The sequence below is a fragment of the Streptomyces sp. ISL-10 genome (assembly GCF_018614575.1).
GTDB lineage: Bacteria > Actinomycetota > Actinomycetes > Streptomycetales > Streptomycetaceae > Streptomyces.
Genome location: NZ_JAGGOJ010000004.1, coordinates 23,089 through 35,094, shown reverse-complemented (window position 1 = coordinate 35,094; position 12,006 = coordinate 23,089). Strand labels below are relative to the sequence as shown.

The window sequence follows — 12,006 nt, the reverse complement described above, 5'->3', positions numbered from 1 at the left end:
GAAAAGAAAGAAGGGACGCCTGGGCGTCCCTTGCATATCTTCGTGCGCGACGGAGCCGTGCTCAGGTGAGCGCTGGCTCCCCCTGGTGTACGTCGATGTCGATGCCGTTGAGTAGCGGCTCGCCAGGGTGCTGAGCGGCGGCAGCCGTGAGCGCGTCGTTCTCGGACTGGATGCGTACGAGCTCGGACTCCAGATCCTGGACGCGCTGCTGAAGCCGTCGCATCTCGGCGAGGAGTCGCGGGTCGGAACCGCCGACGTAACCGAGAAGCGCCTTTGCCATGATGGATGGTCCTCCACACTGAGTGACCGACCGATGCGGTGTGGGTCGTGAGGGATTCGCACCCGCGGTGCTGACAGTTTGTGTCGTACTGCTGGTGTCCTGCTGTGGTTCTTTACTGCCAAACAGCTAAGGTGCGCGGGGCTTCCAGAGTCTCACCAAAAAGTTTGACGGTCAACACGATCACGCCCCGTATCGACGGGCATCCCGGGGGCATACGGCCTCTCCATCGAGCGGCGTGCCTGACCTGCGGGGCCCTGGGGGCGTGGCGATCATCCTTCTCTCCGCAGCCTGGCACGACAAGCCTCTTCTTGGCAACCACCAGGCTCTTTTCCTCCGGGACCGATGCCGGAGGCACATGCCGAAGGGAGCCGACGGCGCGGCTCGGGCGGCCTGGGAGAGAGGCATTCAGCGGATGGCGAAGTCCGCGTAGACATGGCGCGGCGTGTCCCAGATCTCAGTGACGCCGTCGACGCGTCCGGGCGTGTCGCCGGAGCGCAGCCAGTCCAGCAGACGGTGGCAATTCTCACGCGGACCCTCGGCGACGACCTGCACCCGGCCGTCCTCCAGGTTGAGGGCGAAGCCTTTGAGGTCTCCGATCTCCAGTGCGTTCGCCCTGGTGAACCAGCGGAAGCCCACTCCCTGTACTCGGCCGCGTACCCACGCGGTGAGTCGCGCGTCGTCGTTCATGAGTGCACGGTAACCGGCCGAATGCGTACAGATCACATCGCCCCCACCGCACCATGGCGTACAGTCCGGACGCAATGAGCGTCACCCGTTCGGGTGAACTCATTGACGTTCGACGCCGAGCACGACGGCGTCGGGGACCAGGAAGGCACACCGCATGGGTCGCCATCGGAAGAAGCGCACGGGGTTTCCCGTACGCACCGGGCTGCTCGGCGTCTCCGCTGCCATGGCGGTAGGCGCCGTGGCCTTCACCTCGGGCATCCTGCCGGGCGGTGACACGTACACGATCGGCTCCTCCAGCAGCGACCGCCCCGCGGAGATACGCACCGGGGGGCCCGCACTGCTCCAGACACAGGGGGAGGGGAGCGCCGAGCCGACGGCTGGTGCGTCGGTCTCGCCGAGCCGGACCGCGGAGCCGTCGAAGCCTCCCGCGAAGCCGTCTCCCTCCAAGTCGGCCAAGTCGGACAAGCCGTCGGCGACGCCTTCCAAGAAGCCTGTCGAGAAGCCCGCCCCGAAGACCAAGGCTCCCGAGCCGAAGAAGACCACCTCCGCGCCGGCGCGTGAGGAGTCCCGTGAAGCGGACCGGCCTCAGTCACCCCCGTCCTCCGCGGCCGCCGCTGCCCCCTCGGGTGCGTCGGCGCACGAGGCCGCCGTGCTCGACCTGGTCAACGACGAGCGCGCGAAGGTCGGATGCGCCCCGGTCAAGGCGAGCACCGCGCTGGCGGACCTGGCGCGCGCCCACTCCGAGGACATGGCGGTACGCGGGTTCTTCGACCACACCAACCCCGACGGCGAGACGCCGTGGGACCGCGCGGACAAGGCGGGCGTCTCCGGCCTCGGCGGCGAGAACATCGCGCGCGGCCAGGCCGACGCCGGTGCGGTGATGAACGCCTGGATGCAGAGCGAGGGCCACCGCGCCAACATCCTGAACTGCGACTTCACGACGATGGGCGTGGGCGTGTACCTGGGTGACGGCGGGCCGTGGTGGACGCAGAACTTCGGCTTCTAGACAGTCGACGCGCAATGGGTCGGGCCCCTGACACCTCGGTGTACAGGGGCCCGACCCGTTGCCGCACTGTGCCGCTCGCGTGCACTGTCTTCTCGGAAGCGCACTCCATTGGTCAGCGCTGCGGCGCAGTAGGCTGGCGACATGGACGACCTGGCATTCGACGTGTTCTCCCGGCACTGTGCGTCGCGCGGCACGCTGGAGCACGTGACGGGGCGCTGGGGCAGCCTGACCGTGGGAGCCCTGTACGAGGAGAGGCTGCGCTTCAACGAACTGCGGCGTCGTGTCGACGGCGTGAGCGAGAAGATGCTGTCCCAGACGCTGCACGCGCTGGAGCGCGACGGGCTCGTGCACCGCGAGGCGCAGCCCACCAACCCGCCGCGCGTGGACTATGAACTCACCGCGCTGGGCCGGGCCGTCGCCGAACAGCTGCTCGGGCTGATCCACTTGGTGGAGGGCCGGATGCCCGAGGTGCTTGAGGCCCGGCAGCGGTACGACACGGCACGCGAGGAGACCGGCGACCGGACGGCGTCCCCGTAGAGAAGTCCCGGGCGGCCTCGGCAGGATGGCGGGGCAGCGGGTTCAGGCCGTGGTGCGCGGGATGCGCTGGCAGCGGGGGCAGAAGTAGCTGGACCGGTTCATCCAGGGACGGCGCCGCATGGCCGTGCCGCAGCGGTTGCACGGCAGCCCCTCACGTCCGTACGCGTCCAGGGAACGGTCGAAGTAACCCGATTCGCCGTTGACGTTCACATACAGGCTGTCGAAGGTCGTGCCGCCGACCGCGAGGGCGGCGGTCATCACCTCGCGTACATGTCCCAGCAGTTCCACCGACCGCGGCCGGGTGAGCGTCGCCGTCGGGCGGTCGTAGTGCAGCCGGGAGCGCCACAACGCCTCGTCCGCGTAGATGTTGCCGACCCCGCTGATCAGCGACTGGTCGAGCAGCGCCCGCTTGATCGTGGTGCGGCGCGCGCGGAGCGCGGTGTGGAAGGCCGCGTCGTCGAAGAGCGGGTCGAGCGGGTCACGGGCGATGTGCGCGATGACGTCGGGCAGCCCCTCGGGGGTGTTGTCGTGGAGGGAGAGACCGCCGAAGGTGCGCTGGTCGACGAAGCGCAGCTCGGTGCCGAGGGAGTCGTCGAAGCGGAACCTGATGCGCAGATGCTTCTCGTCAGGGGCGTCGTACCGCTGCACGAGTAGCTGTCCGCTCATCCCGAGGTGACCGAGGACCGAGGTGTCGATACCGGTGAGCGGCAGCCACAGATACTTGCCGCGCCGGCAGACGTCCGCGATGCCCTGGCCTTTCAGCCGAGCCGCGAAGTCCTCGCCGCCCGCGACATGCCGGCGCACCGCACGCGGGTGCAGCACCTGCACGTCGGCGATCGTGCGCCCGCCGACCCAGGTGGCCAGTCCGCGGCGTACGACTTCGACCTCGGGCAGCTCGGGCACGGGTCTCCTTCCGCGGTGGTCGGGGCGATGCCCGCAGCGTATCGCGCACCGAGGGCAGGGCAGCCGTGAGGCCCCTCGCCGCAGTGACGAAGGGCCTCACGGGAACTGCTGGAAGGCGAAGACGCGGCTCAGGCCGAGGCCCGGTCCGGCGGAGCCGGGGCCTCGTCGACCCCTTCGCCGCCGACCCCTGCGCCGCCGACCGCGTCCGTCTCGGCCGCGGCCTTGGCCGCCGCATCGGCCGCCGCCTTTGCGCGCTCGTCCGCGGCGGCACGGATCTCCCGCCACGCGGACTCCGCCGCCTGCTGCTCCGCTTCCTTCTTGCTGCGGCCGGTGCCGGTGCCGTACGAGACACCACCGACGCGGGCGGCAGCAGTGAAGGTCTTCTCGTGGTCGGGTCCGGTCTCGGTGACGAGATACTCCGGAACGCCGAGCCCCTCGGCCGCGGTGAGTTCCTGGAGACTGGTCTTCCAGTCCAGGCCCGCGCCCAGGTTCGAGGACTTCTCGATCAGCGGGTCGAAGAGCCGGTGCACCAGCTCGGACGCCGCCCCGAGACCCTGGTCGAGATAGACGGCGCCGATCACCGCTTCAAGGGTGTCGGCGAGAATGGAAGCCTTGTCCCGGCCGCCCGTGCCCTCTTCGCCCCGGCCCAGCCGGATGAAGGAGCCCAGTTCGAGGCCGCGGCTGACTTCCGCCAGCGCACGCGAATTGACCACCGCGGCCCGCAACTTGGCCAGCTGGCCTTCGGGCAGGTCGGGGTGGGTCCGGTACAGCGTGTCCGTGACCACCAGGCCGAGCACCGAGTCCCCGAGGAACTCCAGTCGCTCGTTGGTGGGCAGACCGCCGTTCTCGTACGCGTACGAGCGGTGGGTCAGCGCACGCACCAGAAGGGCGGACTCGAGGTGATACCCGAGCCGCCCTTCCAGAAGCGTGTGGGACGAGGCTGCGTTGACTGTGTTCACTGCGTCTGCCTGCTTCTTGGCATTGGACAGCTCAGACATCGGGCCTCTCACCAGCCGCTCAGACCTCGAGGACCTGGCGCTTGTTGTAGGTGCCGCAGCTCGGGCACGCGATGTGCTGCTGCTTCGGCTCCTGGCAACGCTCACACGAAACCAGGGTGGGGACCGCAGCCTTCCACTGCGACCGGCGGTGGCGCGTGTTGCTGCGCGACATCTTCCGCTTCGGAACAGCCACGGCTACTTCTCCTGCTTCTCGTCGACGCCCGCTTCGGCGCCGCTCATGTTGTCCTTCTCACCGGTCCCGAGTGAATCGGTGAGTCCTTGCAGTGCCGCCCAACGGATGTCGACGGCGTCGTGATGGTGACCCGGGTCGTCGTCCAGCCTGATCCCGCAGTCGGGGCACAGGCCGGCACAGTCCTCCCGGCACACCGGCTGCATCGGAAGTGCGAGCACCACCGCATCACGCAGCACGGGCTCGAGGTCGAACAGGCCGTCCTCGAGGAAAAGAGTGTCCTCGTCCTCGGCATCGTCGACGGGCTCCGCGTGGCGGCCCCGGTCGTCGGTGTCGGGGTACGTGAACATCTCCTGGAAGTCCGCGGCGACCTGTTGGCGCAGCGGCTCCAGACACCTTACGCACTCCCCCTCGGCGCTCGCACGGGCGGTGCCTGTGACAAGCACCCCTTCCATGACGGATTCGAGGCGGAGGTCCAGCTCCACCGGCTTGCCCTCGGGCACACCGATGACCCCTTCGATGCCGAGGTCCTTCGGCGCATCCACCGTGCGGGACAGCCGCTGGAGCGCACCGGGCCGCCGTCCCAGCTCGTGTGTGTCGAACACGAGGGGATTGCGGTGGTCGAGGCGCGTGCTCACGGCTCTTCCTGCTTTCGGATCGTGGGGAGGGGCCGTCCCGATCCGTGGAGCGAAGCGGGCAGCCGGGATCGCGGAACTACGCGCGACCGAAGAGCCAGGATACTGGAACGGCCGCCGTAGACCCAATCCGGGCCGGTCGGCGGCCCTGGAGAGCGAGGGCACTGTCCGCGCAGTACCACCGTGCGCCCGCAGGGCGGGGTCCGCGGCGTCCGGTGCGGGGGTCCAACCCGTGCATGAAGGGCTACGGGGATGTCGCAAGGCGGGGCCGGAAACCCTCCTGGCGGAGCTACTCGGGCTCTTGACCGACGCAGCATGGGGGCACCTCCCGTGCCCGGGCAGGGCACGGGGGCGGGGCCACCTCCCACGGCGGAGGCCGTGATGAAGCAGGACGCCGCGGACCAGGCGAGACGTTGCGGACACGGGCCTGGCTAGCGGCCCTGCTCGTACCGGCGCAGCTGCTCCATGTCGATCATGCTCGTGTCGAAGAGGCTGGTCTCGTCCAGCGCGGCACCCTGCTGGGCGTGCGGCTGGTGCTGCGGTTGCGGCGGCTGGGGCTGCTGGGGCTGCTGGGGCTGCTGGTAGGCGTACGGGTCCTGCTGCCCGTACTGCTGCTGGTCCCAGCCCTGGTCCTGGTAGGCGGCGTACGGGTCGGGCTGTCCGGCCCCATAGCCCCCGGCGAAGCCGTCGCCCGCGCCCCCGGCGGCGTACGTCTGCTGTTCCTGGTAGTCGTACGGGGCCTGCTGGGCCGGGATCTGCGGCTCGGCCTGCACCTGCGCCTGGTACGACGCGTACGACTGCCGCGGCTCGCGCTCCGGGGCCGGGTCGGCCAGCTCGGCCAGGCCCGCCAGATAGTCGGCGTCGCTCGTGTGCTGGTGGCCGCCGCCAGCGGCGTCCTGGGCAGCCATGTGGGCACCGAGATCGTCGCTGGCGATCCGGCCGTGCAGCTTCTGCCGGCCGCGGCCGACCGCGTCGAGGGTCTTGGAGAGTACGGCCTCGAAGGCGCCCAGTTTGGCGTCGACGTACTCGTCGGCGCGCTGGATGAGCGTCTGCGGATCACTGCTGTGCTCGGGGGCGTCCTCGTCGGCGAAGCCCTGCTCGTCGAGGCCGGGGCCGCGGCCGAGCAGCTTCTCGCGGCCGCGGTCGACGGAGCCGATGGTCTTGGTGAGGACGACCTCGAAGTTGGCGAGCTTGGAGTCGACGTAGTCGTCGGCCTCGGCGCGGATCTCCTCGGCCTCACGGCGTGCCTCGGCGAGGACCCGGTCGGCCCGCTCCTGGGACTCGCGCGCGACCTGGGTGTCGGAGATCAGCGAACCGCGCTCCGCGTGGGCGGACTCGATGATCCGCTCGGCCTCCTTGCGGGCCTGCTCGACGAGCTGTTCACGGCCGCCGATCAGCTCCTCGGCCTGGGCGAGCGAGCCGGGCAGCGCCTCGCGGACCTCTTCGAGGAGAGCGAGCAGCTCGGCCCTGTTGATCACGCAGGAGGCCGACATGGGCATGGACCGGGCGCTCGTGACCGCTTCGACGATCTCGTCGAGCTTCTGCTGCACATCCACTGTGCTTCGCCACCTCTTCTTGCCGGAGTTCCGGGGTCGGCCCCCGGGCAGTGCGGCGGAGACGGACGGGACGACTGTAAGGCCAGTCGGCGCCTGCTCGACACCGGGTGACGTGCCGTCAGGGACCGCGCGGCCCCTGACGGAGTCAGCCCTTGTGCGCGAGGCGCTCGACCAGGGCGCGGTGGACCGGTTCGGGCAGGAGGTGGGAGACGTCTCCGCCCCAGGCCGCGACCTCCTTCACCAGGCTGGAGGAGAGGAAGCTGTAGGTCGGGTTGGTGGGGACGAACAAGGTCTCCACACCCGACAGGCCGTTGTTCATCTGGGCCATCTGCAGTTCGTAGTCGAAGTCGCTGACGGCGCGCAGCCCCTTGACGATCGCGGGGATGTCGCGCTCCTTGCAGAAGTCGACGAGGAGACCGTGGTGAGACTCCACCACGACGTTCCCGTACTCGCGGGTGACCTGGCGGATCAGATCGATCCGCTCCTCGACCGTGAACAGTCCCTTCTTGGACTGATTGATCATCACCGCGACATGTACGACGTCGTACAGCTTGGAGGCGCGGGCGATGATGTCGAGGTGTCCATTGGTGATGGGGTCGAACGACCCCGGACAGACTGCGCGGCGCAACTGAAGTCCCTCGCTCTCCGGTCCGGTCATGGTGCGTCTTCGCACGTAGAGGCGGCGCGACCGTACCAAAGCGTCCCTTCGCCGTAGCGACGGGCCCGCAACGGCTCAAAACCCTTGGGCCACATGAAGTCTCCGCCTCTGGTGCTGCGCTCCACGGTGGCGAGAGCATCGTCTGCTAGCCAGCCCCCGCGGCGGAGTGTGAGCAGAATCTCGCGAAGATCGTCGTCGGTGACGGCGTACGGAGGGTCGAGAAAGACCACGTCGTAGGGGTGCTCGGGGGGCGGGCCCGTGACGATCTGCTCGGCCTTGCCGGTGCGGACCTCGGCCCCCGGCAGTCCCAGTGCGCGGACGTTCTCCCGGACGGTGCGTGCCGCGCGGGCGTCGGCCTCCACCAGCAGGGCGTGGGCCGCGCCGCGCGACAGGGCCTCCAGCCCGACGGCGCCGGAGCCCGCGTACAGATCGGCGATGCGGATGCCCGCGAGGGTGCCGAGCTGGGACTCCCAGCTGGAGAAGAGCCCCTCCCGGGCACGGTCGGAGGTGGGGCGGGTGCCGGTGCCGGGCGGTACGGCGAGGCGGCGTCCGCCGGCCGCGCCGGCGATCACGCGGGTCATCTCGGGCCTCTCTGTGCGGGCTGACGTCCCAAGTCTCTCAGCCCTTGTCGAGGTACTGCTCCCGCTCCTTGTCCAGCAGGGCGTCCAGGGCTGTCCGCAGCTCGGGCAGGTGCTCCAGCTCCGGGTCGCCCTGGACCACGGCCACGGCCTCCTCGCGGGCGGCCGCGATGATCTCCTCGTCGTCGATGACGGCGAGCATCCGCAGCGAGGAGCGCACCCCGGACTGGGCCTGGCCGAGCACATCGCCCTCGCGGCGCTGTTCCAGGTCGATCCGGGAGAGCTCGAAGCCGTCCAGTGTGGCGGCGACGGCGCCGAGGCGGGCACGGGCCGGGCTCGCCTCGGGCATCTCGGTGACCAGCAGGCACAGTCCGGGTGCCGAGCCGCGGCCCACGCGGCCGCGCAGCTGGTGGAGCTGGGAGACACCGAAGCGGTCGGCGTCCATGATCACCATGGCGGTCGCGTTCGGCACGTTCACACCGACCTCGATGACCGTGGTGGCGACCAGGACGTCCACGTCGCCTGCGGCGAAGCGGCGCATCACGTCGTCCTTGTCGTCGGGCTGCATCCGCCCGTGCAGGATCTCGACACGCAGTCCCGCGAGGGGGCCGCGCGTCAGCTGCTCGGCGACCTCCAGGACGGCGAGCGGCGGTCGCTTCGCCGCTTCGTCCTCGGCCGACTTCTTCTTCGCCTTCTCGTCCTCGTCGTCACCGATGCGGGGACACACGACATACGCCTGGTGGCCGCCCTCGACCTCCTCGCGCACCCGCTCCCAGGCGCGCGCCAGGAAATGCGGCTTGTCGGCGGCCGGGACGACATGGCTGGCGATCGGCGAGCGCCCGGCCGGCAACTGGTCGAGCACGGAGGTCTCCAGGTCACCGAAGACCGTCATCGCGACCGTACGGGGAATGGGGGTGGCGGTCATGACCAGCAGATGGGGCGACCTCCTCTCCCCCTGGGAGTGCGCCTTGGAGCGCAGGGCGTCGCGCTGCTCCACGCCGAAGCGGTGCTGCTCGTCGACGACGACCAGGCCGAGGTCGTGGAACTGCACCTTGTCCTCGATCAGTGCGTGGGTGCCGATCACGATGCCCGCCTCGCCGGTCACCAGGTCGAGCAGCGCCTGACGGCGGGCCGCCGCCCCCATGGACCCGGTCAGCAGCACGACCTTGGTGCCCTGCTCGGCGCCGCCGAGCAGGCCGCCCTCCGCGAGGTCGCCCATCATCTCGACGATGGAGCGGTGGTGCTGCTGGGCCAGGACCTCGGTGGGTGCGAGCATGGCGGCCTGGCCGCCCGCGTCGACGACGGCGAGCATGGCGCGGAGCGCCACCATCGTCTTGCCGCTGCCCACTTCGCCCTGGAGGAGGCGGTGCATGGGGTGCTCGGTCGCGAGGTCGTCGAAGATCTCCTTGCTGACCGAGAGCTGCCCGTCGGTGAGGGTGAAGGGCAGCTTGGCGTCGAAGGCGTCGAGCAGCCCGCCGGGGACCGGCCTGCGGGCGACGGCGGGCAGCTGCGTGTCCGCGAACCTCCGGCGTGCGAGGGCGACCTGGAGGACGAAGGCCTCGTCCCACTTCAGCCGCTGCCGGGCCACCTCGATGTCGGCCTTGGCGCGCGGCCGGTGGATCTTGTGCAGGGCGTCGGGGAGGCCGGTCAGCCCGCGGCCCTCGCGCAGCGCGGGCGGCAGCGGATCGACCGCGTCCCGCGCGCTGGGCAGGACGGCGTCGACCGCCTTGGCGATCTTCCAGGACTCCAGCTTGGTGGTGGCCGGGTAGATCGGGATGAGCGCCCCGGCCCAGCTGTCCACGGCCTCCTCGCCGTCCTCGCCGCGCAGCAGTTCGTACGCGGGGTGGGCGAGCTGGAGCCTGCGGTTGAACATGGAGACCTTGCCGGCGAACATCGCGCGGGTGCCCGGCAGCAGGTCCTTGTGGGGCTTGTGGACGCCCTTGCCGAAGAACACCAGCTGGAGCCGGCCGCTGCCGTCGGTGATGGTCACCTCCAGCCGCCTGCCACGGCCCTGGTTGAAGGTCAGGACGCGCGCGTCCGCGACGCGGGCCACCACCGTGACGTGCTCCTCCAGCGGCAGCTCCGCCAGCGACGTCAGCTCGCCGCGCTCCGCGTACCGCCGGGGGTAGTGGTGGAGGAGGTCGCCGAGAGTGTGCAGGTCGAGGTGCTCGGCCATCACCTTCGCGGTGGCGGCTCCGAGCGCGTTCTTGAGAGGTTCATCCAGCGCGGGCACGCCATCCATTGCACACCACGCCACCGACAGCCGTCGCGCACCCGTGGACAACGCGCGTCATTCGGGCGCGTACGCCTACTCCACGCCGATCAGCAGCGGCGTCCCGCGTCCGCCGCCCTCGTAGGTGAGGGTGTCCACCGCCAGATACCCCTCGCGCACATGGGCCTCCAGCCGGGCGGCGAGGCTCTTGGGGACGTCGTCGCCGAGGACGAGGGTGACGAGTTCGCCTCCCGAGGAGAGCATCCGCTCCAGCACGATCAGCGCCGTGTCGGTGAGGTCGTTGCCGATGACTGCGACGTCGCCGTCGATCAGGCCCAGTACGTCACCGGCCTGACACACGCCCGCCGAGGTCCACGACTGCCGTTCGGCGACGGCGAATTCGGCGTACCGGGTCGAGCCCGCGGCCGCCGACATGGCGACGACGTCCTCGTCGAACCGGCGGTCCGGTTCGTGGACGGCGAGCGCGGCGATGCCCTGGACGGCCGAGCGGGTCGGGATGAGCGCGACCCGCACACCTTCCGCACGGGCCTGTTCGGCCGCGGCTGCGGCGGTGTGGCGCAGGGACGCGTCGTTGGGCAGCAGGACGACTTCGCGGGCGTGCGCCCGGCGGATCGCGTCGACCAGTTCACCGCTGGCCGGCGGCTCCCCCGGTCGCAGAGGCACGGTCGTCGCGCCCGCCTGGCCGCACAGGGCGAGGAGGCCCTCGCCGGGGACGACGGCGACGACCGCCCGCTGCACCTGCTCGCGCGGCGGCGCGGCGCTCACGCTGCCGAAGTGGGTGATACGGATCCGGTACGGCCGCCCCGCCTCGACGCCCGCCTCCACGGCGGCGCCCGCGTCGTCCACGTGGACATGAACGTTCCACAGGCCGTCGCCGCCGACGACGACGAGCGAATCGCCGAGCCCGTCGAGCCGGGCGCGCAGCCGGGCGACGGCCTCGTCGTCCGCCTCCAGCAGGTAGATCACCTCGAACGCGGGCCCGCCTCCGTCGCACGGCTCGGCGGCGCGCGCCTGGAGCGCCGGCCGGGCGGCCGAGGGACCGGGGGCCACCGGGGCCTCGCCGCAGACGGCCTCCACCAGAGCGCCGAGAACCGCGAGCAGCCCCCGCCCGCCCGCGTCGACGACCCCGGCCCGGTCCAGGACCGCCAGCTGGTGCGGGGTGGCGTCGAGGGCGGCCCGCGCGCCGGCGTAGGCCGCGTGCAGGGTGTCGGTCGGTGCGCTCTCCGCGGCGTCGGCGGCGGCGTCGGCCACGGAGAGGATGGTGCCCTCGACGGGGTGGGCGACGGCCTCACGGGCCATCTCGGCGGCCCGTCGCAGCGCGCCGGCCAGGTGATCGCCGCCGCCGATGCGCTCGGCCATGCCCCGCAGCAGCTGCGCGAGGATCGTGCCGGAGTTGCCGCGGGCGCCTATCAGAGCGCCATGGGCCATCGCGCGCATCACATCGGCGAGCGCGGGGGCCGACCGGCCGGATTCGTGGGCGGCGAAGACGGCCTCGACGGCCTGCGCGGCCGACTCCGCCGTCAGGTAGAGGTTCGTGCCGGTGTCCCCGTCCGCGACGGGGTAGACGTTGATCGCGTCGATCTCCTCGCGCTCGCGGCCGAGGGCCTCCAGCGCCAGCGAGCACCAGGTGCGCACCGCTTCGGCGTCCATCGTCTGCGGCACCTGGTGGTCCTCCTCGGTCGGCCCGTACGGGGCCGTGGGCGGCGGGCTGCCCCGCAGCGTAGACCCCGGCCTCCACCAGGCAC

The 12,006-nt window shown here is 71.0% G+C and carries 13 protein-coding genes; 2 read left to right on the top strand and 11 right to left on the bottom strand.

The genetic code is table 11. The features are described 5' to 3' along the window. Window positions 1-61 precede the first annotated feature (61 nt). Window positions 62-280, bottom strand: a complete 219-nt coding sequence (locus J7E88_RS04645; protein ID WP_177151413.1) for a hypothetical protein — start codon at window positions 278-280, stop codon at window positions 62-64. A 405-nt stretch (window positions 281-685) separates the two neighbouring features. Further along, window positions 686-967, bottom strand: a complete 282-nt coding sequence (locus J7E88_RS04640; protein WP_215177582.1) for an acylphosphatase — start codon at window positions 965-967, stop codon at window positions 686-688. Window positions 968-1,121: 154 nt separating this feature from the next. Between J7E88_RS04640 and J7E88_RS04635 the strand changes: the two genes are divergently transcribed. Both J7E88_RS04635 and J7E88_RS04630 read left to right on the top strand, forming a co-directional pair. Beyond that, window positions 1,122-1,973 (top strand): CAP domain-containing protein, encoded by an 852-nt coding sequence (locus tag J7E88_RS04635; protein ID WP_215177581.1) that lies wholly within the window; start codon window positions 1,122-1,124, stop codon window positions 1,971-1,973. Between the two features lie 141 nt (window positions 1,974-2,114). Then, complete coding sequence (locus J7E88_RS04630; protein ID WP_215177580.1) at window positions 2,115-2,510, top strand: helix-turn-helix domain-containing protein; 396 nt, start codon at window positions 2,115-2,117, stop codon at window positions 2,508-2,510. 42 nt (window positions 2,511-2,552) lie between these two features. Here J7E88_RS04630 and mutM read toward each other — a convergent pair whose 3' ends face one another. The 9 genes from mutM to J7E88_RS04585 form a co-directional block, all read right to left on the bottom strand. Then, window positions 2,553-3,413, bottom strand: coding sequence for a bifunctional DNA-formamidopyrimidine glycosylase/DNA-(apurinic or apyrimidinic site) lyase (mutM, locus tag J7E88_RS04625; RefSeq protein WP_215177579.1), 861 nt, complete (start codon window positions 3,411-3,413; stop codon window positions 2,553-2,555). A 128-nt stretch (window positions 3,414-3,541) separates the two neighbouring features. Beyond that, window positions 3,542-4,411 (bottom strand): ribonuclease III, encoded by an 870-nt coding sequence (gene rnc, locus J7E88_RS04620; RefSeq protein WP_251022157.1) that lies wholly within the window; start codon window positions 4,409-4,411, stop codon window positions 3,542-3,544. A gap of 19 nt (window positions 4,412-4,430) precedes the next feature. After that, window positions 4,431-4,604, bottom strand: a complete 174-nt coding sequence (rpmF, locus tag J7E88_RS04615; RefSeq protein WP_026165248.1) for a 50S ribosomal protein L32 — start codon at window positions 4,602-4,604, stop codon at window positions 4,431-4,433. Window positions 4,605-4,606: 2 nt separating this feature from the next. Further along, window positions 4,607-5,239: a DUF177 domain-containing protein gene (locus J7E88_RS04610; protein ID WP_215177578.1), complete on the bottom strand. Its 633-nt coding sequence runs from the start codon at window positions 5,237-5,239 to the stop codon at window positions 4,607-4,609. A 428-nt stretch (window positions 5,240-5,667) separates the two neighbouring features. Beyond that, on the bottom strand, window positions 5,668-6,792 hold the full coding sequence (locus J7E88_RS04605; RefSeq protein ID WP_215177577.1) for an ATP synthase F0 subunit B: 1,125 nt from the start codon (window positions 6,790-6,792) through the stop codon (window positions 5,668-5,670). 145 nt (window positions 6,793-6,937) lie between these two features. Then, window positions 6,938-7,450, bottom strand: coding sequence for a pantetheine-phosphate adenylyltransferase (gene coaD, locus J7E88_RS04600; RefSeq protein ID WP_215177575.1), 513 nt, complete (start codon window positions 7,448-7,450; stop codon window positions 6,938-6,940). Next, complete coding sequence (gene rsmD, locus J7E88_RS04595) at window positions 7,447-8,031, bottom strand: 16S rRNA (guanine(966)-N(2))-methyltransferase RsmD (protein WP_215177566.1); 585 nt, start codon at window positions 8,029-8,031, stop codon at window positions 7,447-7,449. The genes coaD and rsmD overlap by 4 nt, the downstream gene beginning before the upstream one ends. Window positions 8,032-8,068: 37 nt before the next feature. Next, a complete protein-coding gene (recG, locus tag J7E88_RS04590) occupies window positions 8,069-10,270 on the bottom strand; it encodes an ATP-dependent DNA helicase RecG (RefSeq protein ID WP_215177562.1) in 2,202 nt (733 codons plus the stop codon). A 66-nt stretch (window positions 10,271-10,336) separates the two neighbouring features. After that, complete coding sequence (locus tag J7E88_RS04585; RefSeq protein ID WP_215177561.1) at window positions 10,337-11,923, bottom strand: DAK2 domain-containing protein; 1,587 nt, start codon at window positions 11,921-11,923, stop codon at window positions 10,337-10,339. Between the last annotated feature and the right edge of the window lie 83 nt (window positions 11,924-12,006).